We start from the raw sequence: 24,999 nt of genomic DNA, 5'->3' as shown, positions 1-24,999 counted from the left end.
ACACATTCATGATTTCAGTAAATGATTTTCGTACAGGTTTAACAATAGAGGTGGACAATGGAATTTGGCGCGTAATTGATTTCCAGCACGTGAAGCCGGGTAAAGGAGCAGCATTCGTTCGTTCAAAGCTTCGCAACCTTCGGACTGGTGCCATTCAGGAAAAAACGTTCCGCGCAGGTGAAAAAGTAGCGAAAGCACAGATTGAGACGCGCAGAATGCAATATTTGTATGCAAGCGATGATATGCATGTATTCATGGATAATGAATCTTACGAGCAAATCGAGCTTCCAGCAAACGCAATTGAGTATGAGCTGAAATTCCTGAAAGAAAATATGGAAGTGCAAATTATGATGTTCCAGACCGAAACTCTTGGAGTGGAGCTTCCAAACACGGTTGAATTGAAGGTAACTGAAACGGAGCCGGGAATCAAAGGTGATACGGCTTCAGGCGGAACAAAACCAGCTACTCTTGAAACTGGACTTACCGTAAACGTTCCTTTCTTCATTAATGAAGGGGATGTATTAATCATCAACACAACAGAATCTTCTTACGTTTCAAGAGCGTAATAGGAAACCCGCCTACGGCGGGTTTTAGCTTTTAGAATAAAGGCATTCGGAAGTCTATCTGGATGCCTTTTGTCATTCACAGGGATTATTATGGAATGTTCGATCTATTCTTCGAGCCTGAATGAGATGTTAAAAAATATCGCATTTATTAGTGCAGGTGCAGGTTTTAATTTGCAATAAAACGGGTAGTTAGTATGAGGGTATTTGTATAGGTTTACTTATTCACAGGGTATAAAAAACCCTGACCTAATAAGAATTAGACTAATTTCTAACTGAATACAATGTGATATTCATACAAAAAATAAAACTGCAGCACAAGCAATTATACTAAACACCTGTGAGGTCAATCATGCTAATTAAATTTAACCAGCTTAACGAATTGCCAATAAAAAAGATATTAGGTCCTCCAGCCCAGCAAATCCTTCATCTTGCTTATGATTCACGGCTTGTAAAAGATTTTTCTCTTTTTTTTAGTATGAAGGGGTACACTCATGATGGTCATCAATATATTGAAGATGCGTTATCACAAGGCGCAGTTGCCGTATTTGGCTCCAGCTTGCCTCTTCTTCAGGACTTAAGCGTGAAGCATCCCCTATGTACTTTTATATTGGTTGATAATGTAAGAGAAACGATGGCGAAGTTTGCAAGAACGTATTACAGCTCTGCTGATGAAAAAATAAAAACCGTTGGAATAACTGGAACGAATGGTAAAACGACGGTTGCAGCTTATGTTAGGTCATTGTTAACGCTGCTTGGGATGCCATCGGGATCCATTGGCACCACAGGTATTTGGTCTTCTAAGGAAAAATTGTCCTACAAGAAAAGTACTCCAACAACTCCGGAATCTATAGATCTGCAAAGTATGTTTCAGGATTTAGTATCTCTCGGAGATGAAGCTGTGGCGATGGAGGTATCGTCCATTGCCCTGGATCAGAACCGTGTAGATGATATTAAGTTTGATGTAGCCATCCATACGAACCTTTCTGAAGAGCACCTGGAATACCATAAAACTTTTGCTCACTATATGGAGTGCAAGTTGAGACTGTTTAAGCAAGCTAAACAGGCCGTTATTAATGTTGATGATGAAGGAATGGGAGAGAGGCTGGCAAGTACTTTCACCGGTCCGCGAATCACTTACAGCCTGTCTTCAAATAACCATGCGGATCTAAGGGCGGTTAATATTGAGTTCAGTGAATACGGTTCGAAATTCACTTTGTTATACGCGGGTTCTACTTTCAGTATTGATGTTCCGGTATATGGGGAATACAACATTTCGAACGTTCTTTCAGCAATAGGAGCGGCTCTATTATTTGGGTTCGGGATAGAGGAGATCGTTAAAGTACTTCGCCATCTGGAAAGTCCTGAAGGGCGTTTTCAGATTATAAAAGGTCCTGACAGTCAAAAGATCATATTGGATTACGCACATACGCCTGTTGCTTTGACTCGTCTTTTAGAGGAAGTAAAGAAGCTGCCGCACAATCGGCTGATTGTCATGATTGCTGGAATCGGCATTAGAGACTTTGCAAAAATGCCAAAAATGGCACAGGTCATTGAGAACAAGGCGGATGAGATTGTCGTAACAGTCGATCATCCTGGAGACCATGATCCGCGAGTGATTGTCGAGCAGGTGATGAGTGGATTCCGTAAACCCCGCGCAGCTGAAATCCATCCGACCTTGACCAGAAAACAAGGTGTCATTAAGGCACTTAGCCTGGGGCATTCTAACGATATCATACTACTCACCAGCGGCTGTATTAACGGGGCACAAATGGTCAAAGGTGAAGCGATTCCGCACTCTGATGAGAAAATTATTGAAACTTTTTATAAATCAAAGAAAAGGGGAACGGTCACACGACGCGTTTCTGCAAAAAAAATTCTTCTTACAAGAGCGGAACTGCTTCCTCTTGCCGGCAGAAAAAATGGATAAGCCCTGTAAAAACCCGGTTCAAATGAACCGGGTTTTTCTATTGGAGTGCTAACGAAACGCTCCGTTTAAATTCTCTTGCATGTAAAAAGAATCAAGGCACATAGCTTACATTTTTTTTACCGGTCAATCTATTTCTCCATACCGGTTACGGTGCCTTTCATCTTCCTGCAGCTGATCAACAGCCAATTTCTCACTCGAACTCTTGCCTTCAATGATGTTGTCAAACGGGGTGTAGAAATTGCTTCTGGGGTACTTCTTCTTTTTCAAGGCCTTGATGATGATGATAACTGGGATAACCAGAAAAATGCCTGCAGCGAGAATCCATTGAAGTATGAAATAAGCTTGAGAAAATCCTTCCATCTTCATCCCCTCCTTCATTCCGCAGTACCGGACTGCAAAACTTTTACCAAAATAAATTTCCCTATATTTCCATTATATCATGACTCGAATCAGTTGAGAAAAAAACGCTTTTCTTTCTATTTCATGGACAAGGCGCATAGGCTGTACAAAAAGGACCCGAGGTGGAAGGATGAAGAATTGGTGGAATGGGCTTGATCAAACCGTGCTTGCTATGGCAGGACTCCGCTTTTTATCAGCAAGTATTGAATTGACTGCAGCAATTTGTATGCTCCTTGTAAATGACGTCCGTAAGGCGATTGCGATTAACTCCGTTTTGGCTATTGTCGGGCCGGCTATTTTTATTGGAACGATGGCAATCGGTATCTTTCAAATTGCTGGAGAGATTTCTTATGGGAAAATGATTTTCATCGGTCTCGGAGTCGTTTTTATATTAGCTGGAATTTATAAGTGAGGGGTGGCATAAAGCGGTCAAGCCTGCATACATTTTCTATATCAAGCAGGTATAAGGAGGAAACGTCTTTGGATGAGATTATGCGGGTCCTTCCTGAATCAATCAGAAGCCATTTGGTACGTTTAAATGAAAGCGATCGTGATCAGCTGGAGGAAATCCGGATTCGTTTATTCAGGCCTATAGAAGTTATATTGAACGGCAGGCATCTCTTTTTGCCGTATACGGCTACTCTTGATGATGGACAAGTGCTCATGAACGAAATGAGTGAATTCTCGATTTACACGCTGGAAGAGGAGCTGCGCAGGGGCTACATCACCATTTCCGGAGGACACCGGATCGGACTGGCAGGCAAGGTTATTACAACAGGGGGCCGTGTAAAAATGATTAGGGACATCACGTCTTTTAATATAAGGGTAGCCAAGCAGAAAATCGGGGCTGCCCAGCCGCTGATTCCATACCTTTACGAGGGGAGATGGCTGAATACCCTAATTATCGGACCTCCCCAAACGGGAAAGACGACTCTACTGAGAGATATAGCCCGCACGGTAAGCACTGGTGATTCGGAAAAAGAGAGCATGAAGGTTGGGATCGTTGATGAGCGGTCTGAAATAGCAGGTTCCGTTAATGGAATCCCACAGCATACCTTTGGGAACCGGCTGGACGTACTCGATTCGTGTCCAAAGGCTGAAGGAATGATGATGATGATTCGCTCACTGAGTCCTGATGTGCTGATTGCAGATGAAATCGGTTCAGCGGAGGATTGCAGTGCCATCATGGAAGCGGTCCACGCAGGAGTTCAGGTTATGGTCAGTGTCCACGGTTTTGGGGCCGGGGATGCCTCGAAGAGACCATCCATTCAGCCTCTTTTTGATAACGGTGTCTTTGAGAGGATCGTAGAGCTAAGCCGGAAAGATGGCAATCGGACCATGGAAATCCTAAACTCGCAATTTGCTTCCATATCGGGGGAGGAACTTATATGGTCAAGCTGATTGGCGCCGCCATGATTCTTTTTGCTTCCACTTGGATCGGCTTTGAAATTGCTGGCAGGTTAGGAAAAAGAACCAGACTGCTGCGGGAAATAAAGGTTGCATTACAGTCGCTTGAAGCAGAAATTGTCTACAGCCAAAAGCCTTTAAAGGCAGCTGCTGATGACTTGAGCGGACAGCTTAACAGACCGCTGTCAGAGTTTTTCACTCAATTCTCGCACATTCTTTCAAGCGGAGGCAAAAGTACAAAATCAGCATGGTCGGAAAGCCTGGAGCAGCTCGCTGCATCCAGCAGCCTTCAAAAGGGTGAACTGGAAGTAATGAAGCAATTTGGGGAGACGCTGGGCCGCCATGATCTCATCTCGCAGCAGAAGCATATAAAGCTTGCAATGGTCCACCTTGAACGGGAAGAAACAGAGGCGGCTGACAGGCAGCAGCGCTACGAGCGGATGATCAAGAGCATAGGGTTTCTGTGCGGACTGCTTGTTGTCATTGTACTGCTGTAGCAGCAAAAGGAAGGAGCTTTAAAAAATGGGCGTCGATATTAATATCATCTTTCAGATTGCCGGAATCGGCATTGTTGTGGCTTTTCTTCACACGATCCTTGATCAAATGGGCAAGAAAGAATACGCGCAATGGGTCACACTGCTTGGTTTTATCTATATTTTATTCATGGTTGCATCGATTGTAGATGACCTATTCAAAAAGATCAAAGCGGTTTTCCTGTTTCAAGGGTAGGGAGGGGAACACGATCCAAATTATTCAAATCGTTGGTCTTGGTCTTGTAGCTACGTTTCTGGCTCTGGTGATCAAAGAACAAAAACCGAACTTTGCCTTCCTTCTTGTTGTCTTTACCGGCTGTGTCATCTTTCTTTATTTAGTGGATCAAATATATGAAATCATTCGGATGATTGAAAAAATTGCCGTAAACGCCAATGTGAACCTTATTTATGTAGAAACGATCATGAAAATAATCGGGATTGCTTATATTGCCGAGTTCGGCGCCCAACTGACAAAAGACGCAGGACAGGGAGCCATTGCTTCCAAGATCGAGCTAGGCGGGAAAATCTTGATCCTGACAATGGCGATACCAATTTTAACCGTCATTATCGAAACGGTCATCAAAATGATTCCTGAATTTTAGAGCGGAGAGGAGGAGGGGTCATGAAAAGGCTGCCAGCCATAGTTTTTTGTATTCTGATTTTCTTTCCTATACATGTACAAGCCCAGGGCAATGAACCTGCCCAAAACAGCTTCAGCCAAGATGAATCATTGAAGGAAAATGGAGAAGCAGCTGACACGGTGGACCCTTCACTTTCTTCTGATCCTGCCGAGCAAGAAGGACTTATCAGACAGCAGGCGGACAAGCTTGAACTGGAGCATGTTAAAGCTTTCTGGGACGAGCTTCTTGTACAGTATGGGGGATTTCTGCCGGAAAGCCAAAAAGGCAGTCTCTATGACTTTGTAACAGGTGAAAAGCATTTTTCCATCATGGACTGGATGAAGGCACTCTTGAAATATTTGTTTCATGAAATCCTGGCGAATGGAAAGCTGCTGGGTACACTGATCCTGCTAACAATCTTCAGTGTTTTGCTTCAGCTGCTGCAAAACGCGTTTCAGCAGAGTACAGTCAGCAAAGTGGCATACGCTCTCGTTTACATGGTGCTGATGATCATTGCATTAAACAGCTTTCATATCGCGATTCAATACACAAGTGATGCAATCCAATCCATGACGAATTTCATTATGGCTCTTATTCCATTATTGCTCGCGCTTATGGCTTCATCAGGAGGATTGGTTTCTGCCGCATTCTTTCATCCTGTTATTCTCTTTCTCATGAATACGAGCGGGGTTTTAATCCAGAATGTCGTGCTTCCCCTTCTTTTTCTATCTGCTCTATTAAGCATCGTCAGTACATTGACAGATCAGTATAAAGTTACCCAGCTGGCACAGCTCTTGAGACAGGCAGGAATTGGACTTCTCGGAACATTTCTCACGATTTTTTTAGGAGTCATTTCTGTTCAGGGGGCATCAGCCGCTGTTACGGACGGCATCACGATCCGTACAGCCAAGTTTTTAACAGGAAATTTTATCCCCGTCCTAGGACGGATGTTTACAGATGCTACTGATACTGTGATAAGTGCGTCAGTTCTATTGAAGAATACAGTCGGAATTGCCGGTGTTGCGATCCTGCTTGCGATTGCTGCATTTCCTGCGCTTAAAGTCCTGTCCCTTGCGTTTATTTATAAATTTGCTGCTGCGATCCTTCAGCCTGTTGGAGGAGGACCAGTGATTAAATGCCTGGATATTATCAGCAAAAGTGTTATTTATATTTTTGCGGCACTGGCCATCGTCTCATTTATGTTCTTCCTCAGTCTGACGGTCATTATCGCCGCGGGGAATTTAACCTTAATGGTTCGATAGGAGGGTGAGAATATGACTTTTCTGACTGGCTGGATTACGAATATCCTATTATTCATTCTGCTTGCCATCGTAATTGACATGCTGCTTCCGAACTCTTCCATGCAGAAATACTCAAAGATGGTCATCGGCTTGATGCTGATTGTGGTTATATTGAATCCTGTATTCAGCTTATTCTCTGTTGATATCAACAAGCTGATCAGTGATTTCCAAATAAATGATGCTTCGCTGGATGAAGAATCAAAAAAATTGATCGAATCACAGAAAAGAGAAATACAAGCCTCCCAGCGTGCATATATTTTAGAACAAATGGCTGTCCAAATGAAAAAAGATGCCGGGGAGGATATGGAAAAAGAATATTCAATGGAAATTCGAGACATCGCCATCCAGGTTTCAGATGAGCAGAAATCAATAGGAAGCAGCAAAGATGTAAAATCCGTAGATGTTTATGTGAGCGCCCCCTCTGAAAAAGAACAGACAGCAGTCGAAACCATAGCACCCATTCAAATTGATGCATCAAGAGAAATGGTTCCTAAAGAGGATATAGCCGATAGCCGCTTGAAGGATATGGCTTCGCTGCTTGCGCAAATATGGGAGCTGGATCAGGAGCAAATCCTGATTCATGTGGAAGGAGGGGAGGATCAGGTTCATGAGTGAGAAAACATCGTTAATGGATAAAATCAAGAAGTTCTTCAGCCAGAGTGGGGGACAGTCAAAGGTGAATCCGAAAACCATCTTGATGCTGCTCGCGGCGGGAATCGGAATTATGCTTTTAAGCAACCTGACTGATCAAAGTGTCAAAACGGCAGGCGTGCAGCCGGCAGCTGTTTCCCCCGGAAGCGGAAATTCAGAAACTCAGGAAGTATTTAAGCCGGCAGCTGATACCGAAAAGGATTTAATCGCGGGCTATGAACATGATTATGAAACGCAGCTGAAGGAAGCTCTGGAAACCATCAGCGGGATTGATGATGTATCTGTCGTTGTTAATGTCGATGCAACGTCACTGAAAGTACTGGAAAAAAACCGTAACACCCAAAGCCAGTCCACGAATGAAACGGATCGGGACGGGGGCGAAAGAAAAGTTGATGATGTGACCAATGATGAGCAGGTCGTCATTATTAAGCAGGGGGATAAAGAAACGCCGATCGTGCTTCAATATACGAAGCCGGCAATCAGGGGTGTACTCGTTGTAGCCAATGGGGCGGACAACGTTCAAATAAAGAAAATGATCGTGGACTCTGTGACAAGAGTGCTTGGGGTTGAGAGCTTCAAAGTTGCAGTAGCTCCCAAAAAAATAAAGGAGGCTTCATAATATGATGCTGAAAAAACAAACCGTTTGGCTGCTAACGATGCTTAGCTTAGTCGTAGTGTTATCTGTTTATTACATTACCTCTCCTGAAGGCGGAACAGGAACCGATATGGCTGCAGTAAATAAGGACCAGAATCAAGATAAAAAAACTGCCGGGAAAGAAGAAACGGCTGCATCAAAAACGGTTTCCAAAGATACAAAGGGAAATGAAAATGCCAAAGGGGAAGCCAAATCTGCAGCCGGGGAAGATGGTACAGTCGTTTCAACAGTTGAAAGCGATGAACTCTTTACTTCCCTTCGCATGGAGCTTGAAGATCAGAGAAGCGAGCTGAAAAGCCAGCTTCAGTCCGTCGTTGCAAGCAAAGACGCATCTGCTGAAGAAAAAAGCAAAGCTTATGAGCAAATGAAAGAACTGTCTGACACGGCAGGCAAGGAAGCCATTCTTGAAACGCTAATCAAATCTGAGGATTATGATGATGCATTAGTAAGGGTAGAAGATAATCAGGTTTTGATTACGGTCAAAGCGAAAGATCATAGTGCAGCGAATGCCAATGACATCATCATGCTTGTCAGAAGCGAAATTGCCGGTATGGAAAATGTAGCGGTTTCCTTTGAACCGACCAAATAAAAAATAGAACAGAATCAGCCTGCGGATGCAGGCTGTTTTTTTGTCTGAAAACGGGAACACTGGATGGGGAAGCGAAAATCTGCGATGATGTGCAGCAAACCTTTTTGTCTAACCTGCCCTTGTAAAGGTCCATTTCAAAAAAAGGTACATTTCGACTATAATAGGATCATGGTCATTGGGGCAGGAATCATTCAAAAGTTGTATAGCGTATCGATTTAAGTTGAATTAAGCTTGCATAGTATCGTAAGATGTTTATGAGACTTAGTTTTAGTAGCAGATGATAGTAATTAGCATTTATCACGTAATTTTCCAATAAGGGGTGCCAGTTTATGTTGAAAATCCAGGAGATTCGGGAACTGATCAAGTTAATCGACCAATCTTCAATTGATGAATTTACATACGAAAATGAAGGTGCAAAGCTTTTATTGAAAAAATCAGCGCCTGAAGCTGTTTACAGTCACGCAGCGCCAGCTGCTGCTGAAGCTCCAGTGCAGCAGGCTGCACCAGTTCAGGCAGCTCAGCAGAGTGCCGGCCAGGAAGCGCCAAAAGCAGAGGAAAAACCGGCAGCTGAATCGGTACAGGATGAAAACCTGGTTAAAATTACATCTCCAATGGTAGGAACTTTTTACGCGGCTTCTTCACCGGAAACAGGTAATTATGTGGAATTAGGTTCAAAAGTAAAAAATGACACAGTCGTGTGCATCGTAGAAGCAATGAAGCTGTTTAATGAAATTGAAGCAGAAACTAAAGGAGAAATCGTGGAAATTCTGGCGGAAAACGGTCAGCTTGTAGAATACGGCCAGCCCCTGTTCCTCGTAAAGCCTGAATAAGGAGCGAACTGATATGATCAAGAAATTACTCATTGCGAATCGGGGAGAAATTGCTGTAAGAATCATCCGGGCGTGCAAAGAGCTTGAGATTGAGACCGTTGCCGTTTTTTCAGAAGCAGACAGGGACGCTCTGCATGTTCAGCTCGCAGATGAAGCGTATTGCATTGGACCGACTTCTTCAAGAGACAGCTATTTAAATTTTACCAATATTATCAGTGTTGCCAACCTGACTGGAACAGACGCCATCCATCCCGGTTATGGCTTCCTTGCTGAAAATGCGGACTTTGCTGAATTGTGCAGAGAGTGCAGCATTACCTTTGTAGGACCGAGTCCTGAAGCTATTTCAAAGATGGGTACGAAGGATGTAGCGAGAGAAACAATGCGGGAAGCGAATGTTCCGATTGTTCCGGGATCAAGGGGAATTATTAAAAATATTGAAGAAGCGGTTTCCCTTGCAGAGGAAATTGGGTATCCGGTTATTATAAAGGCAACTGCAGGCGGCGGCGGAAAAGGAATTCGCGTTGCACGGGATCAGAAAGATCTTGAAAAAGGAATCCGCATTACTCAGAAGGAAGCGGAAACAGCCTTTGGAAACCCTGGGGTATATATTGAGAAATTCATTGAAGACTTCCGCCATGTTGAAATTCAGGTGATGGCTGATACTCACGGAAACACGATTCATTTAGGCGAACGTGACTGTACCATTCAGCGCAGACTGCAAAAGCTTGTAGAAGAATCTCCTTCGCCGGCACTCGATCCTGCAATCCGTGAGAAAATGGGACAGGCGGCTGTGAGAGCGGCAGAAGCGGTTCAATACACGGGAGCTGGAACGGTTGAGTTCATTTTTGATTATAATGAACAACGTTACTATTTCATGGAAATGAACACGCGGATTCAGGTTGAGCACCCTGTAACTGAAATGGTGACCGGAATTGACTTGATTAAAGAGCAAATCAAAGTGGCATCCGGAGACACCCTCAGCATTAAGCAGGAGGATGTTGTGTTTAAAGGCTGGGCAATGGAATGCAGGATCAATGCAGAAAATCCGTCAAAGAACTTTATGCCTTCTCCCGGGAAGATCGAGATGTATCTGCCACCGGGCGGCCTTGGAGTCAGAGTGGATTCCGCGGTTTATCCCGGGTATTCAATTCCTCCATATTACGACTCCATGATTGCAAAATTGATTACATATGGAGATACAAGAGAAGAAGCGATTGCAAGAATGAAACGTGCATTGAGCGAGTTTGTAATCGAAGGAATCTCTACAACGATTCCTTTCCATTTAAAGCTGCTTGATCATGAAACATTTAAAAGCGGAAATTTTAACACGAAGTTTCTGGAGCTGTATCCAGTAATGGAATCCTAATTTTTATGGAGGTGCAGGAAATGAAGGAAAACCGTTTACTAGAAATGAACCAGGAAGACAGTACACTTGGCAAGGTTGAAATTGCACCGGAAGTTATTGAAGTGATTGCGGGTATTGCTGCTTCTGAAGTTGAAGGGGTAGGGAATATGCGCGGCAACTTTGCATCAGGTGTAGCAGAGCGCCTTGGAAAGAAAAATCATGGCAAGGGTGTAAAAGTTGAGCTTTCTGAAGAAGGAATCTCTATTGATATTTATTGCACCATGGCATTTGGCGTTTCCATTCCAAACGTTGCGCAGTCCATTCAGGATAATATCCGTCAGGCGCTTTTAACGATGACAGCTCTTGATATTACAGAGATTAATGTCCATGTAGTAGGGATTCTTTTTGACGCTAAAACGCCTGAAGTAGAAATCGATCAGGAAATGTAAGAAGCGAATCATTTTCATATGGAATCAGGACTGCATTTTGCAGTCCTTTTTCTATGCCTATACGAAAATATCGAGTGTAATATTATGGGAAAAGAGGATTAGACCCCACACAAGCTTCAGCGAATTCATTGGAGAAAAGGGAAGCAAAAGTGATAAATAACGAATGTTTAGAGAAAAAAAGAATCTTTTATTCGGTTTTGTCGCGAGAATGCGTATTTTGGAAGTGATTCAGCTCCAAAATTATGATATGATTTGGCTAGACATGGACATGGATAAAATGAATGTATATTAACGTATATAAAAGGAGCAGAAAACGAATGAATAGAAGAGCAGCCCGAGAGAAAGCTTTACAGGCATTGTTTCAAATAGATGTGAGCCAAATTGATCCATCAGATGCCCTGCAGCATGCTTTTGATGAGGAAGAAGTGAATTCCTTTACTAAAGACCTTGTGACTGGAACGATTTCAAACTTGGAAGAAATCGATTCGCTTATTACACCCCATCTTGTCAATTGGAAGCTGGAGAGGCTTGCGAACGTTGACAGAGGAATTTTGCGCCTCGCTGCCTATGAAATGAAGTACGAGACCGATATTCCTGCTTCTGTTTCAATTGATGAGGCCATTGAGCTTGCTAAAGCATTCGGAGATGATCAATCAAGCCGTTTTGTAAATGGAGTTCTTTCTAACATTAGAAAAGACATCGAAACCAACTAAACTGTTTGGAGGAATGCCCAATGACTGCTTCCATAATCAGCGGAACAGAAATTGCAAAACAAACGAGAACGAACCTGTCTGAAGAAGTAACAGCACTTAAGGAGCAAGGAGTCAATCCGGGACTGGTGATTATCCTGGTCGGAGACAACTCTGCGTCCCTTTCCTACATAAAAGGCAAGCGGAAGGCTTCGGAAGAAATCGGCATCGATTTTAAGCTCGAGCAATTTCCTGCGTCTCTTTCCGAAGAAGAGCTTCTGAAAGTCATTGACCGCTACAATGAAGATTCCAGCTATCATGGAATCCTCGTTCAGCTTCCTCTGCCTGAACATATTAATGAAATAGCTGTGATTGAAAGAATATCACCAGAAAAGGATGTAGATGGCTTCCATCCGGTCAATCTAGGGCGGATGCTGACAGGGCAAAAATGCTTCCTTTCCTGTACACCCGCTGGAATTATGGAAATGCTCCGTATTACCGGGATTGACCCCGCTGGAAAACATGCGGTAGTGGTCGGCCGAAGCAATATCGTCGGCAAGCCGGTCGGTCAGCTCTTACTCAAAGAAAATGCCACGGTCTCCTATTGCCACTCCAAAACAAAAGATTTGTCTGAAATCACCAGGCAGGCTGATATCCTTGTAGTAGCGGCTGGACGTGCAAACCTGATAACTGGGAACGATATCAAGCCCGGTGCAGTCGTTATTGATGTTGGCATGAACCGCAATGAACTTGGCAAGCTGTGCGGGGATGTTCTGTTTGATGAAGCGAAAGAAGTAGCTTCCTATATTACTCCTGTTCCGGGAGGCGTTGGCCCTATGACCATTACAATGCTCGCCCGCAACACGGTGGAAGCAGCAAAAAATACTATTTCCTAGGACAGCCTCCAATCAGGCGAAAGGAGGGGCAGTCATGAGTGAAATCCAGCATGTAACGGTAACAGCCTTGACCAAATACATTAAAAGAAAATTTGATGTTGACCCCCACCTAAGGGATATTTGGGTGAAAGGCGAGTTATCCAATGTAAAGATCCATTCAAGAGGACATTTATACTTCACTTTGAAGGATGAACAGTCGCGTATTTTGGGAGTCATGTTTGCAAGCCAAAATAAAGCGATGAAATTCCGTCCTGAAAATGGAATGAAAGTGCTGCTGCGCGGTGAAATCAGTGTATATGAACAAAGCGGACAGTACCAAATTTATGCAAAGGAAATGCAGCCGGACGGAATTGGGAGCCTGTATCTTGCCTACGAAGAGCTGAAGAAAAATCTTCAAAAGGAAGGGCTTTTTGATGAAAAATACAAAAAGCCCATTCCCGCTTTTCCGCAAACCATCGGAGTTGTCACCTCTCCTACAGGTGCTGCCATCCGGGATGTATTAATCACTATTAAAAGAAGATATCCAATTGCAAAAGTAATCATTATTCCTGCCCTTGTTCAAGGGATGAATGCAGGAAAGTCGGTTGCAGCATCCATAGAAGAAGCGAACAGGCTGGGAACTCTCGATACGCTGATTGTCGGGCGCGGCGGCGGTTCGATCGAAGAGCTTTGGGCATTCAATGAAGAAATTGTAGCAAGGGCTATTTTTAATTCAGCCGTCCCGATCATCTCTGCTGTCGGCCACGAGACGGACTACACAATCGCAGATTTTGCAGCAGATCTCAGAGCGCCTACACCGACAGGGGCAGCAGAACTGGCTGTTCCCCATTTTTCTGAACTCTTGGAAAGAGTATCAGTCCGTAAAGCGAGACTGATGAGATCGATGCAGGAAAAGATCACTAAGGATAAAGAACGGTTAAAGTCCTTTGAAAGATCCTATGCTTTCCGTTATCCTAAGCAGCTCTATGAGCAAAAAGAACAGCAGCTTGATGATCTTGTGGAGGATTTGCAGCGGGAGATGACTCGTCTGCTAACCGGTAAAAAAGAACGGTATAACAATCAGGAAAGCCGTTTAATGCGTGTACATCCAAAAGCACAAGCAAAGGCTGCCTTACAGCGGTATGAACAGGCTCTAAGGACATTAACGAGAGAAATGAACCAATCTCTTGCAGCAAAGCAGAGAGAGTTTCAGCACTCTCTAGAAAAGCTTAATGCGCTCAATCCCTTGAGTATTATGGAACGCGGGTATAGTCTTGTTTATAAAGAAGATGACCTTGTCAAATCCGTCAGCAGTGCGTCTGAGGGGGATAAAGTAACGGTGAGACTTCAGGATGGAACCCTTTTATGTGAAGTCATGGAGAAGGTGGAGAAAACAAATGAGTGAAAAAAACAGTCCCGAAGAAGTGACCTTTGAAGAGGCAATGGAGCAGCTTGAGGAAATAGTCGGAAAGCTTGAGCAGGGAGATGTCCCGCTTGAACAGGCCATCAGCTTCTTCCAGGATGGCATGAAGCTTTCCAAGCTATGCCATGACAAACTGCAAAGAGTGGAAAAGCAAATGGATTATATTCTTCGTGAAGGCGGAGAGCTGGAGCCTTTCGAAATTCAGGAGGAAGAATAATTTGTCCGAATTGTTTAAGGAATTTATGACAAGCCGCAAAGAATTAATTGAAAAGGAACTGCCGCTTTATATTGAAAATCTAAATGCACCACAGCCGTTAAAAGAAGCCATGCTTTATTCTTTAAACGCAGGAGGTAAACGTCTTCGGCCGATTCTTGTCCTTGCTTCTCTAAACGCATTCGGCAAAGAAGAAGCAATTGGGATGCCGGCAGCATGTGCTGTTGAAATGATTCATACATACTCTCTAATTCATGATGATCTCCCTTGTATGGATGATGATGATCTTCGAAGAGGAAAGCCCACTAACCATAAGGTATATGGGGAGGCACTGGCAGTACTTGCAGGTGACGGCCTTCTAACCCAAAGCTTTCAGGCCGTTATCTCTCTTGACCATATTGAACCCGCTCAAAAGCTTCGATTAATATCAGAGCTTGTTCATGCTGCAGGTGCAGAAGGAATGGCTGGCGGACAGGCTGCTGATATGGAAGGAGAGGCAAAAAACCTCACCCTTCAGGAATTGGAATACATACATATGCACAAAACAGCCAAGCTTCTGACCTTCAGTCTTGTGGCTGGAGCGATTTTAGCTGGGGCGGGGGAATCGGAAATTGAAAAAATGAGAGACTTCGGCCAGCATATCGGAATTGCTTTCCAAATTCGGGACGATATTCTGGATATAGAAGGCACAGTGGACAAAATCGGCAAGCCTGTCGGTTCTGATACACACAACCAAAAAACAACCTATCCGTCGCTTTTGACTATCAATGGCGCAAGGGACAAGCTTGCAAGTCACATAGCTCTCGCCAAAACCGTTCTCGGAGAGTTGAACATGAGTCATACGTTTTTGCAGGATTTGACTGATTTAATTGCTCTTAGAGAGTCCTGAGGGATAGGAAAATGAGCCTGTTTTTAAATTTTGTGCTATAATGTCCTAAATCAAATGGGTTGTTTAGGACTTTAAATTTTTCCCTGACAGCCGTTAACACAATTGTGCTAGCGGTTTTTATTTATCTGCTGGCATGAAACAAAGACACCTCACGGGTACGTTGATTTTCATATGCACATTGGTATAATAGGTCAGGTTCCATAAACATTTTCTTTGCAGTAAAAGTAGTTTAACATGGAGATTATAGGATATAGAATGAAAATACACGTCAAATTAGAAACCACTGAAAGTGAGTGATCCAATTGGATCTATTATCGATAAAAAATCCAAGGTTCCTGAAAAAGCTTTCAAATAATGAACTTGAGAAACTGAGTGCTGAAATCAGGCAGTTTTTAATTGAAAAACTTGCAGCAACGGGCGGCCATATCGGCCCTAACCTGGGAGTAGTCGAGTTAACCATTGCTTTGCACAAGGTTTTTGACAGTCCGAAAGATAAATTTTTGTGGGATGTCGGGCATCAATCGTACGTACACAAAATTCTTACGGGCCGGGCAGGCGATTTTGACAGCTTGAGACAGTATCAGGGACTGTGCGGATTTCCAAAACGAAACGAAAGCGAACATGATGTTTGGGAAACCGGACATAGTTCCACCTCCCTCTCTGCCGCAATGGGAATGGTTCTGGCGAGAGATTTAAAAAAGACGGATGATACAATTATTCCAATTATTGGAGACGGTGCGTTAACGGGCGGAATGGCCCTCGAAGCATTGAACCATATTGGTCATGAACAAAAAGACATGATTGTTATTTTAAATGATAACGAAATGTCAATTGCACCAAATGTGGGAGCGTTGCACAATGTTCTCGGCAGACTAAGAACAGCCGGCAAATATCAATGGGCTAAGGATGAATTGGAATTGCTGCTGAAGCGGATCCCGGCGGTAGGCGGAGCACTTGCTTCCACGGCGGAGCGAATCAAGGACAGTCTTAAATATTTGCTCGTATCAGGAGTGTTTTTCGAAGAGCTTGGCTTTACGTATCTTGGCCCAATTGACGGCCATAATTACGATGACCTGCTTGAAAATCTGCGCTATGCCAAAAAAACAAAAGGTCCTGTTCTGATGCATGTTATCACGAAAAAAGGAAAAGGCTATTCCCCGGCAGAGGCAGATAAACTTGGGAATTGGCATGGAACGCCCGCATACAAAATTGATACAGGCGATTTCGTAAAACCTTCGATTTCCGCCCCGTCCTGGAGCGGACTTGTAAGCGAAACCGTTCGCAAAATTGCAAGAGAAGACAGCCGGGTAGTAGCTGTTACTCCGGCAATGCCGGTGGGTTCTAAGCTCCTTGGATTTGCAGAGGAATTTCCGGACCGGATGTATGATGTCGGAATTGCAGAGCAGCATGCAACTACGATGGCAGCAGGTCTCGCAACTCAAGGGATGAAGCCGTTTCTTGCGATATACTCTACCTTCCTGCAGCGTGCATATGATCAGGTAGTCCATGATGTGTGCCGTCAGAATTTGAACGTCTTCTTCGGGATTGACCGCGCAGGTCTTGTAGGCGCAGATGGAGAAACGCATCAAGGTGTTTTTGATATCGCATTTATGAGGCATTTGCCGAATATGGTCATGATGATGCCGAAGGATGAAAACGAAGGTCAGCACATGGTCCATACGGCTCTTAAATATGATGACGGTCCCATTGCCATGCGCTACCCTCGGGGAAATGGCCTCGGCGTGAAAATGGATGAGGAGTTAAAGCAGATCCCGATTGGTTCATGGGAAGTTCTTCGAGAAGGAAGCGATGCAGCGATTCTGACGTTCGGTACCACCATCGAAATGGCCATGGAAGCGGCTGAACGTTTAGAAAGCCAGAATCTTTCCGTTATGGTAGTGAATGCACGATTTATTAAGCCAATGGACGAAGCAATGCTTGATAGCCTTCTGAGAAAAAACATGCCGATCCTTACGATTGAAGAGGCAGTGCTTCAAGGCGGATTCGGAAGCGCCGTGCTTGAATATGCACATGATCGCCACTTCCACCATGCTGTCATTGACCGTATGGGGATTCCGGACCGTTTCATCGAGCACGGCAGCGTGAACAAATTATTGAACGAAGTGGGCATGACAGTAGAGCATACTGTTGCAGCGATAAAAAAAATTACACCAATAAAAGAAAAAAGGGCATAATAATGAGCAAAAAAGAACGTTTGGATGTACTTCTCGTCGAGAAAGGTTTAATCGAGACGAGAGAAAAGGCGAAAAGGGCTGTAATGGCCGGACTCGTCTTTGCAAATGAAATGAGATTGGACAAACCGGGAGAAAAAGTAGACCGGGATTTGCCGTTAACTATTAAGGGGAATGTGCTTCCGTATGTCAGCCGCGGGGGACTAAAGCTTGAAAAAGCTCTAAAGCAGTTCGACGTTCAGACAGAAGGCAAAATTATGATTGATATCGGATCCTCTACAGGCGGATTTACGGATTGCGCTCTGCAGAATGGTGCGGTTAAATCTTATGCTGTAGACGTAGGCTATAATCAGCTCGCATGGAAGCTGAGGCAGGATCCGCGGGTCATTGTAATGGAAAGAACAAATTTCCGCTATTCTGAAGCTGCTGACTTCCAGGAAGGGCTTCCAGAGCTTGCTACTATTGATGTATCATTCATCTCCCTCAGGCTGATTCTTCCGGCTTTAAAGAAAATCCTTGTTCCCGGCGGAGACTGTCTTGCACTTGTGAAGCCCCAATTCGAAGCCGGCAGGGATCAAGTTGGGAAGAAAGGAATCGTCAGAGATCCGAAAGTCCACGAATATGTCGTATCAGATATGATTGATTTTGCTTTGAAAGAGGGATTCGATTGCATGAATCTGTCTTTTTCTCCAATAACCGGCGGAGACGGAAATATTGAGTTTCTTCTGCATTTGAAGTGGACTGGAAAGGACGAAGAAGCAAGTTCGTATCTTCCCGTTCAGGCAGCGGAGGTTGTCAGGAAGGCACATGAGGAACTTAAATCAAAGTCCCTGCCTGAAGCGGAATGAAACCGATGTTTCATTCCGTTTTTACATAGAAAATTTGAACCGGTTTCATTTGACAAAAAAATGTACTTTTATCATGCTTTCCTATAACATGGAGGGTATAGAACATACGATTGCTACAAAGACAGTAAGGGGTGCCGCATGAACAAAGGGCAAAGACATATCAAAATCAGAGAAATCATCACACATGATGAAATTGAAACGCAGGATGATTTAGTTGACCGTTTAAAGAGTTCCGGTTATAACGTGACTCAGGCAACTGTATCAAGGGATATTAAAGAACTGCATCTGGTAAAGGTTCCAATGATTGATGGACGATACAAGTACAGCCTTCCAGCAGATCAGCGCTTTAATCCCTTAGCCAAGCTTAAGCGTGCACTAATTGATGCTTTCGTCAAGGTTGATTCTGCCGGCCATATGATTGTGATGAAGACCCTGCCCGGAAATGCCAATGCGATTGGGGCGCTTATTGACAATCTGGATTGGGATGACATTCTCGGTACCATCTGCGGTGATGATACCATTTTAATCATCTGCAGGTCTCCGGAAGTCACCGGAGAGATTACAAATCGCTTTTTGGAAATGCTCTAGTCATAGAAACGATAAGTCGAGGTGAATTCTGTTTGCTAGCGGAATTATCGATTAAAAACTTTGCCATTATAGAATCAATGACCATTTCATTTGAAAAGGGGCTTACCGTGCTCACAGGGGAAACAGGGGCAGGAAAGTCCATTATCATTGATGCCATTCATTTGCTTGCGGGAGGACGCGGCTCTTCGGAATTTGTCCGGTACGGGGAAAGTAAAGCTGAGCTTGAAGGGTTATTTCTGCTTGAAAATGACCAGCATGCCTGCCTTGAAAAGTGTGAAGAATTCGGCATTGAAGCAAGTGATGGAATGGTTGTATTAAGAAGGGATATCTCTTCAAACGGAAAAAGCATTTGCCGCATAAACGGAAAGCTCGTTACCATTGCGATTCTCCGTGAGGTTGGCCGAATGCTGATTGATATCCATGGCCAGCATGATAATCAGGAGCTGATGAATGAGGAGCACCATCAGCCCTTGCTGGATCAGTTCGGATCAGCAAAGATTGTACCTGCGCATGAGGCCTACAGTGAACTATATAAAAAGTATTCTGCCCTCAAAAAGAAGATACGCCAGCTTTCCGACAATGAGCAGGAGATTGCACATCGTCTGGATCTCATTCAGTTTCAGCTGAATGAAATTGAGGAAGCGGGACTTCAGCCAGATGAAGACATCAAGCTTCAGGAAGAGCGGAAAGAAATCTCCAATTTTGAAAAAGTCTTTGAAGCCTTGCAGAATGCTTATAATGCTCTCAATGGCGAGCAAAGGGGATTGGATTGGACCGGCCTTGCAATGAGCAGCCTCGAGGACGTTTCCACCATTAATGACTCCCTGAAAAATATGTCTGAGAGCATGTCCAACAGCTTTTATATTTTAGAGGATTTATCCTTCCAGCTGCGCTCACAGCTGGATGAACTGGAATATGATCCGGAGCGGCTGAACTTTATCGAAAGCCGCCTAAACGAAATCAGCCATTTGAAAAGAAAATACGGAAGCTCTGTGGATGAAATTTTGGCTTATTCAGCCAAAATCGAGGAAGAAATCGAAACTCTGACAAACAGGGACAGCCACGTCCATAAAATGAGAACAGAGCTTGCTTCTTTGTTTATGGACATGAAAGTGGAAGCGGAAAATTTGACCGCTGTCAGAAAGCAAGCGGCTAAAAAGCTCTCAGCAGACATTCACCGCGAACTGAAAGAGCTATATATGGATAAATCCTCCTTTGACGTGGTTTTCACACGGAAGCCGGGGGGAAAAGAGGATCCGGAAGTGGACGGAGAATCCGTTAAGTTTACAGCAGACGGCGCTGATTACATTGAATTCTATATCTCCACCAATCCCGGTGAACCTCTCAAGCCGCTATCCAAAACAGCTTCAGGGGGAGAACTATCCAGAATTATGCTGGCGATGAAGAGCATTTTTTCAAGGCATCAAGGCGTCACTTCTATTATTTTTGATGAGGTCGATACTGGAGTAAGCGGCAGGGTCGCACAGTCGATAGCTGAAAAGATTTACCGGGTATCCATCGGATCCCAGGTGCTTTGCATTACCCACCTCCCTCAAGTTGCGGCGATGGCAGACACTCACCTTTTCATTTCAAAAGAAACGAAAAAGGGCCGTACCAAAACCAGCGTTAAACCGCTTACTGATGAAGAAAAAATCAGGGAAATCGGCCGAATGATTGCCGGTGTTGAGGTAACGAATGTAACGAAAGAACATGCTAAGGAACTTCTTTTATTAGCAAGTTCATCAAAGAAATAGCAAACTGTCCGGGCAAAACTGCCTGGGCAGTTTTAGTTTAACTTTCTTTATGAAAAAAACCATATAATTCCCATTCCTGCCTCGTTTTAATCAACTTTTTCTCTCATCCCTGGTTATAAACAAGCCTCTAAAAGGCAAAAGTAATGAGTGTAGCCATTTCATATGGTGTGGGTAAGGAGCGAGGAGAGTGAAAGTGTGTCATTTGAAAAAATCAGAAAAATAATTGGTGTAATTCTCCTTGTATCTTTAATAAGTATAGGTTTTCTCAAACCTGTGAAAGAATACATTCAGCTCCCAAAAACGGTTACGATCTTTGAATCCCAAACAGCCAGTCTTGCTTCGGCTATGCCTGTGCAGGCGGCCGCAGCAGGTTCTCATACAGAAGCCTTCAGTGTGCATCAGACAAATACTGAAGTGAAGCTTAAAGGTGAAAAAGCAGGTGAATCAAGCGTAGTCTTTGAATGGGGCGGCATGCCTGTTAAAAAGACAGAGGTCAGAGTCCTTCCGAATTTAAAAGTCATTCCAGGCGGTCAATCGATCGGAGTGAAACTGAACACCCTGGGAGTCCTCGTTGTAGGCCACCATCAGGTAAATACCGCTGAAGGCAAGCAGTCACCGGGAGAAATAGCCGGTGTGCAGGTCGGAGATATAATTACGGAAATTAACGGTACAAAAATTGAAGAAATGAATGATGTAACACCGTTTATTGAATCATCGGGTAAAACAGGAAAACCATTGAACCTTGTCATTTACAGGGACAATCAATCCCATAAAGCCAAATTGTACCCTCTCAAAGATGAAGGCGATCAGGCATACAGAATTGGATTATATATTCGTGATTCCGCTGCTGGAATCGGCACCATGACTTTTATTGAACCGCAATCTCAAAAATACGGGGCACTTGGCCACGTTATATCGGATATGGATACTAAAAAACCGATCGTCGTTCATGACGGCGAAGTCATGAGATCCACCGTCACATCCATTGAAAAAGGCAATAACGGAAATCCCGGCGAAAAAAGAGCGAGGTTTTCAAGTGACCGCGTCATTGTCGGAGATATCTCAAGAAACAGCCCATTCGGTATTTTCGGAAGACTGAATCAGGGGATGAGCAATGGAATTGCTGACAAGCCTCTGCCAGTAGCGTTATCACATGAAGTAAAAGAAGGCCCCGCGAAAATTCTAACAGTAGTGGAAGATGATAAAGTAGAGGCATTTGATGTAAAGATTGTCAGCACTATACCGCAAAAATTTCCTGCTACAAAAGGATTGGTTCTTAAAGTCACTGATCCAAAACTCCTTGAAAAAACAGGAGGCATTGTACAAGGGATGAGCGGAAGTCCAATTATCCAAAACGGAAAAGTAATCGGAGCAGTAACACATGTATTCGTAAACGATCCAACCTCAGGCTATGGAGTCCATATTGAATGGATGCTGAATGAAGCGGGTATTAATCTTTATAAAGAAAAAGTTCAAGCAGCAAGCTGAATGACTGCCGGCACGCCGGCAGTTTCTTTGTATTGTTTTAAAATTCTCTTTATTTATGCCGGGATATTGGGTACAATATCCATAGAAAGATTTTTCGACATAATTGTCAGAAAATTTAAATGTCAAATTGCGTTTATAGTCGAAATTATGAGTAAAATGGAGAAAAACAGAGATATATTTAAATTTTGAATTATTTTCAAAAATTTAAAGGTGTTTTATTCATGATTGTCGAAAACTTCTTTTAGATGACCAGTATCTATGGGAATTGAAGACTGAGGAGGAATAATGGTGAATAAAATCAAAGTGTGTATCGTGGACGATAATCGCGAATTGGTCGGGCTTCTGGAGGAATACATCTCAGGACAAAATGATATGGAAGTGCAAGGCGTGGCTTATAATGGACAAGAATGTCTGCAAATGCTGGAAGAAAAGAAACCGGATGTATTGGTTCTCGACATCATTATGCCGCATCTTGACGGCTTAGCGGTTCTGGAGAAGCTTAGAAATCTTAATCTGGAAAAACAGCCTAATGTCATTATGCTGACTGCCTTTGGCCAGGAAGATGTAACGAAAAAGGCCGTAGACCTTGGAGCATCTTATTTCATCCTAAAGCCATTCGATATGGAAAATCTCGCGAGCCACATCCGCCAGGTAAGCGGAAATGCTGCACCGATTATGAAAAGGTCATCCAGCTCCATCCTCAGCTCAAAACCTGAAAATAAATCGAGAAACCTTGACGCCAACATTACAAGCATCATCCATGAAATTGGTGTGCCGGCTCATATCAAAGGATATTTGTATTTGCGTGAAGCCATTTCCATGGTCTATAATGACATCGAACTGCTTGGATCGATCACAAAAGTGCTCTATCCGGACATCGCTAAAAAGTTCAACACGACGGCAAGCCGTGTAGAACGCGCCATCCGCCATGCAATTGAAGTAGCTTGGAGCCGCGGCAACATCGAATCCATCTCTTCGCTGTTCGGCTATACGGTCAGCATGACAAAAGCAAAGCCGACGAATTCCGAATTCATCGCGATGGTTGCGGATAAGCTTCGTTTGGAGCATATGGCTTCGTAACCAATAAGATGCCAATGAACTTCTTTCAAGCTTAATAAACGGGTTGTTTACCGAAAGACATCACTTCTTATTGGTTGTTATTTAAAACCGGTAAAGGGGAGGTGTCTTTTTTAATTTGGAATTTTATATTGTTCAAACAAGAACTTTTAGAACAAAACGTGGCGTCATAGCTCTGGAATTCTCCACTTCGTATTTCACTTTGAAATTAGTAGGGAGTAATTCAATAAAGGAAGACGCAGCTTTTTATAGAATTAAAGAGCAAAGGGGTCCAGAAATCCTTAATGAAACAGAAAATTTTTACAGGTTATTAATCGTTAAATGAACCGATGAAAAAAATTGAGTGATTGAGGAGTGGTGAACTTGATATTTTTATGTATGGGCTATTTTAACCCTGAAAAAATGGATGCACGCCCAAAAGCGGAGATTGAGGCGGTAATGAGTGAATGCCAGCCGTACATTGAAAAATTTTATGATAGCGGTAAGGTACTGCTTGATGCAGGTCTGGAGTCAGAGACCATAAGCTTGCGTCGTGTAAACGGTAAGGTAATGACAACAGATGGTCCTATTACAAAAACAAAAGAGAGGATAGGCAGCATATTCGTTTTTGAAGCAGAAAACATGGATGAAGCAATCCAGCTAGCCTCTCTTCATCCGACAACGCAAGTCAGCAAAGGGGAAGAGTTTGACTGGCACATCGAAGTCCGTCCCGTTCATTACTTAAAGAAAGACAATTGAATGACTTTTAGTGAGGAGGCTAACGCTCTATTTCAGATCAAATGACAGGAGTTGTTTACCATGAGTGATTTGAAACTGATTGAAACCTACAAAATTTCCTTGCAAAATTATTCTTTGGAGCAGCTAAGGTATATATCTGAACAAGGGATTTGGTCTATCGGTCAGATGTATAACCATTTGATTGTTGTAGCTCATGAATATCTGGATCGTGTTGAAGCCTGTGAAAAAGCTGTTGGTGATCAAAAGCAGGAAAAGACTGAGTTTGGAGTACAACTTTTTACTATTGGTGGATTTCCTCCGATTAAAATTAAATTACCTGATGAACTTGATACTCCACCCGACAATACAAAAAGTAAAGAGGACATGATCCTTGAGCTAAATGAACTAATGATTAGAATGAAAGAATTGGAAGTGCAGGTAAAAGACTCGAACCCGAATTACAAAATCAAACATGGAGGATTTGGATGGCTGAATGCACAAGAATGGTTTTCTCTTATCGGGATGCATTTTCGTCATCATCTGCGTCAGAAGGATGAATTGGATCTAAAACTTGGTTTTGAACTACCTGCCACTTCATTTTCTGGCGAAAAAATTTGAAGTGGAGGGCACCTAAATTTAACTAAATAAATCATGGGAACTCCATTTCAGCTAAGAGTTCCCTTTTTCCGTGAAGGCCCTGATGGAATATCAACTATTTCCTCCTCCACTCGAATTGATGAGGTTTTGTTGAGTAACCTTGTGAAAATTCTCTTCTGATATGCTTTTGTTGCCATTCCTGATTTTTTTTCCAAATAGACAGCTATTGAGCAAGTTAATAATACTGGTCCTAAAAAATATATCTCTATCACATCCCCCCCCACTTTTTCACCATGAAAAGCACGACAAAACTCCCTATATCCCAACAAAATACCCCCTACTTTTCTATCATTTTACAGCATTTACATAAAATACA

Annotated in this window: 29 protein-coding genes; 27 read left to right on the top strand and 2 right to left on the bottom strand. The window is 43.3% G+C overall.

The features are described from left to right. Positions 1 to 8: 8 nt before the first annotated feature. Complete coding sequence (efp, locus tag WCV65_RS13200; RefSeq protein WP_035404024.1) at positions 9 to 566, top strand: elongation factor P; 558 nt, start codon at positions 9 to 11, stop codon at positions 564 to 566. Between the two features lie 349 nt (positions 567 to 915). Continuing rightward, the gene (locus WCV65_RS13195) at positions 916 to 2,493 is read left to right on the top strand and encodes a UDP-N-acetylmuramoyl-L-alanyl-D-glutamate--2,6-diaminopimelate ligase (RefSeq protein ID WP_338777060.1); all 1,578 of its coding nucleotides are present in this window, start codon (positions 916 to 918) and stop codon (positions 2,491 to 2,493) included. A 123-nt stretch (positions 2,494 to 2,616) separates the two neighbouring features. On the opposite strand, the gene WCV65_RS13190 is transcribed toward WCV65_RS13195, so the two are convergent. Continuing rightward, positions 2,617 to 2,853 (bottom strand): hypothetical protein, encoded by a 237-nt coding sequence (locus WCV65_RS13190; protein ID WP_035404026.1) that lies wholly within the window; start codon positions 2,851 to 2,853, stop codon positions 2,617 to 2,619. Positions 2,854 to 3,022: 169 nt separating this feature from the next. Here WCV65_RS13190 and WCV65_RS13185 point away from each other — a divergent pair, with 169 nt between their 5' ends. From WCV65_RS13185 to WCV65_RS13065, 25 genes are all read left to right on the top strand, one after another. Beyond that, on the top strand, positions 3,023 to 3,304 hold the full coding sequence (locus tag WCV65_RS13185) for a YqhV family protein (protein ID WP_035404027.1): 282 nt from the start codon (positions 3,023 to 3,025) through the stop codon (positions 3,302 to 3,304). A gap of 68 nt (positions 3,305 to 3,372) precedes the next feature. Then, positions 3,373 to 4,293 (top strand): stage III sporulation protein AA, encoded by a 921-nt coding sequence (gene spoIIIAA / locus WCV65_RS13180; protein WP_051860474.1) that lies wholly within the window; start codon positions 3,373 to 3,375, stop codon positions 4,291 to 4,293. Further along, positions 4,281 to 4,796 carry a stage III sporulation protein SpoIIIAB gene (gene spoIIIAB, locus WCV65_RS13175; RefSeq protein WP_035404029.1) on the top strand — a complete coding sequence of 172 codons (516 nt, stop codon included), beginning with the start codon at positions 4,281 to 4,283 and terminating at the stop codon, positions 4,794 to 4,796. Before spoIIIAA ends, spoIIIAB begins: the two co-directional genes overlap by 13 nt. A gap of 25 nt (positions 4,797 to 4,821) precedes the next feature. Then, the gene (gene spoIIIAC, locus WCV65_RS13170) at positions 4,822 to 5,028 is read left to right on the top strand and encodes a stage III sporulation protein AC (RefSeq protein ID WP_035404031.1); all 207 of its coding nucleotides are present in this window, start codon (positions 4,822 to 4,824) and stop codon (positions 5,026 to 5,028) included. Positions 5,029 to 5,041: 13 nt separating this feature from the next. Next, positions 5,042 to 5,434 (top strand): stage III sporulation protein AD, encoded by a 393-nt coding sequence (gene spoIIIAD, locus WCV65_RS13165; protein WP_269449383.1) that lies wholly within the window; start codon positions 5,042 to 5,044, stop codon positions 5,432 to 5,434. Positions 5,435 to 5,454: 20 nt separating this feature from the next. Then, complete coding sequence (gene spoIIIAE / locus WCV65_RS13160; protein WP_338777054.1) at positions 5,455 to 6,714, top strand: stage III sporulation protein AE; 1,260 nt, start codon at positions 5,455 to 5,457, stop codon at positions 6,712 to 6,714. Positions 6,715 to 6,726: 12 nt separating this feature from the next. Next, positions 6,727 to 7,368: a stage III sporulation protein AF gene (gene spoIIIAF, locus WCV65_RS13155; RefSeq protein ID WP_338777052.1), complete on the top strand. Its 642-nt coding sequence runs from the start codon at positions 6,727 to 6,729 to the stop codon at positions 7,366 to 7,368. Then, positions 7,361 to 8,023: a stage III sporulation protein AG gene (gene spoIIIAG, locus WCV65_RS13150; protein ID WP_338777050.1), complete on the top strand. Its 663-nt coding sequence runs from the start codon at positions 7,361 to 7,363 to the stop codon at positions 8,021 to 8,023. The genes spoIIIAF and spoIIIAG overlap by 8 nt, the downstream gene beginning before the upstream one ends. Before the next feature lie 4 nt (positions 8,024 to 8,027). Continuing rightward, positions 8,028 to 8,648, top strand: a complete 621-nt coding sequence (locus WCV65_RS13145; RefSeq protein WP_338782287.1) for a SpoIIIAH-like family protein — start codon at positions 8,028 to 8,030, stop codon at positions 8,646 to 8,648. Positions 8,649 to 8,977: 329 nt separating this feature from the next. Then, complete coding sequence (gene accB / locus WCV65_RS13140) at positions 8,978 to 9,478, top strand: acetyl-CoA carboxylase biotin carboxyl carrier protein (RefSeq protein WP_338777048.1); 501 nt, start codon at positions 8,978 to 8,980, stop codon at positions 9,476 to 9,478. Positions 9,479 to 9,491: 13 nt separating this feature from the next. After that, positions 9,492 to 10,844 carry an acetyl-CoA carboxylase biotin carboxylase subunit gene (gene accC, locus WCV65_RS13135; protein ID WP_035404043.1) on the top strand — a complete coding sequence of 451 codons (1,353 nt, stop codon included), beginning with the start codon at positions 9,492 to 9,494 and terminating at the stop codon, positions 10,842 to 10,844. A gap of 20 nt (positions 10,845 to 10,864) precedes the next feature. Further along, on the top strand, positions 10,865 to 11,272 hold the full coding sequence (locus WCV65_RS13130) for an Asp23/Gls24 family envelope stress response protein (protein WP_035404045.1): 408 nt from the start codon (positions 10,865 to 10,867) through the stop codon (positions 11,270 to 11,272). A gap of 317 nt (positions 11,273 to 11,589) precedes the next feature. Next, positions 11,590 to 11,985: a transcription antitermination factor NusB gene (nusB, locus tag WCV65_RS13125; RefSeq protein ID WP_338777046.1), complete on the top strand. Its 396-nt coding sequence runs from the start codon at positions 11,590 to 11,592 to the stop codon at positions 11,983 to 11,985. 20 nt (positions 11,986 to 12,005) lie between these two features. Further along, a complete protein-coding gene (folD, locus tag WCV65_RS13120) occupies positions 12,006 to 12,857 on the top strand; it encodes a bifunctional methylenetetrahydrofolate dehydrogenase/methenyltetrahydrofolate cyclohydrolase FolD (protein ID WP_338777045.1) in 852 nt (283 codons plus the stop codon). Between the two features lie 34 nt (positions 12,858 to 12,891). After that, complete coding sequence (xseA, locus tag WCV65_RS13115) at positions 12,892 to 14,241, top strand: exodeoxyribonuclease VII large subunit (protein ID WP_035404050.1); 1,350 nt, start codon at positions 12,892 to 12,894, stop codon at positions 14,239 to 14,241. Then, the gene (locus WCV65_RS13110; protein ID WP_035404052.1) at positions 14,234 to 14,476 is read left to right on the top strand and encodes an exodeoxyribonuclease VII small subunit; all 243 of its coding nucleotides are present in this window, start codon (positions 14,234 to 14,236) and stop codon (positions 14,474 to 14,476) included. Before xseA ends, WCV65_RS13110 begins: the two co-directional genes overlap by 8 nt. Positions 14,477 to 14,501: 25 nt before the next feature. Beyond that, positions 14,502 to 15,362 carry a polyprenyl synthetase family protein gene (locus WCV65_RS13105; protein WP_338782285.1) on the top strand — a complete coding sequence of 287 codons (861 nt, stop codon included), beginning with the start codon at positions 14,502 to 14,504 and terminating at the stop codon, positions 15,360 to 15,362. Positions 15,363 to 15,664: 302 nt separating this feature from the next. After that, on the top strand, positions 15,665 to 17,557 hold the full coding sequence (dxs, locus tag WCV65_RS13100; protein ID WP_338777043.1) for a 1-deoxy-D-xylulose-5-phosphate synthase: 1,893 nt from the start codon (positions 15,665 to 15,667) through the stop codon (positions 17,555 to 17,557). After that, complete coding sequence (locus WCV65_RS13095) at positions 17,557 to 18,402, top strand: TlyA family RNA methyltransferase (protein ID WP_338782283.1); 846 nt, start codon at positions 17,557 to 17,559, stop codon at positions 18,400 to 18,402. The genes dxs and WCV65_RS13095 overlap by 1 nt, the downstream gene beginning before the upstream one ends. A gap of 138 nt (positions 18,403 to 18,540) precedes the next feature. Further along, the gene (gene argR / locus WCV65_RS13090) at positions 18,541 to 18,990 is read left to right on the top strand and encodes a transcriptional regulator ArgR (RefSeq protein ID WP_035404058.1); all 450 of its coding nucleotides are present in this window, start codon (positions 18,541 to 18,543) and stop codon (positions 18,988 to 18,990) included. Positions 18,991 to 19,022: 32 nt separating this feature from the next. Further along, entirely contained in the window at positions 19,023 to 20,744 is a 1,722-nt protein-coding gene (gene recN / locus WCV65_RS13085) for a DNA repair protein RecN (RefSeq protein ID WP_338777042.1), read from the top strand. 162 nt (positions 20,745 to 20,906) lie between these two features. Then, a complete protein-coding gene (gene spoIVB / locus WCV65_RS13080) occupies positions 20,907 to 22,232 on the top strand; it encodes a SpoIVB peptidase (RefSeq protein WP_051860475.1) in 1,326 nt (441 codons plus the stop codon). Between the two features lie 288 nt (positions 22,233 to 22,520). After that, positions 22,521 to 23,312 (top strand): sporulation transcription factor Spo0A, encoded by a 792-nt coding sequence (gene spo0A, locus WCV65_RS13075; RefSeq protein WP_035404263.1) that lies wholly within the window; start codon positions 22,521 to 22,523, stop codon positions 23,310 to 23,312. A gap of 360 nt (positions 23,313 to 23,672) precedes the next feature. Further along, the gene (locus WCV65_RS13070; RefSeq protein WP_338777040.1) at positions 23,673 to 24,047 is read left to right on the top strand and encodes a YciI family protein; all 375 of its coding nucleotides are present in this window, start codon (positions 23,673 to 23,675) and stop codon (positions 24,045 to 24,047) included. A gap of 60 nt (positions 24,048 to 24,107) precedes the next feature. Beyond that, positions 24,108 to 24,644 (top strand): DinB family protein, encoded by a 537-nt coding sequence (locus WCV65_RS13065; RefSeq protein ID WP_338777039.1) that lies wholly within the window; start codon positions 24,108 to 24,110, stop codon positions 24,642 to 24,644. A 47-nt stretch (positions 24,645 to 24,691) separates the two neighbouring features. Here WCV65_RS13065 and WCV65_RS13060 read toward each other — a convergent pair whose 3' ends face one another. Continuing rightward, complete coding sequence (locus WCV65_RS13060; protein WP_338777037.1) at positions 24,692 to 24,949, bottom strand: hypothetical protein; 258 nt, start codon at positions 24,947 to 24,949, stop codon at positions 24,692 to 24,694. Positions 24,950 to 24,999: the final 50 nt, after the last annotated feature.

This window comes from Metabacillus sp. FJAT-52054 (assembly GCF_037201815.1).
Classification (GTDB): domain Bacteria; phylum Bacillota; class Bacilli; order Bacillales; family Bacillaceae; genus Metabacillus_B; species Metabacillus_B sediminis.
Note: the sequence above shows the minus strand (reverse complement) of the source record. Positions and strands in the feature narration are given on the sequence as shown.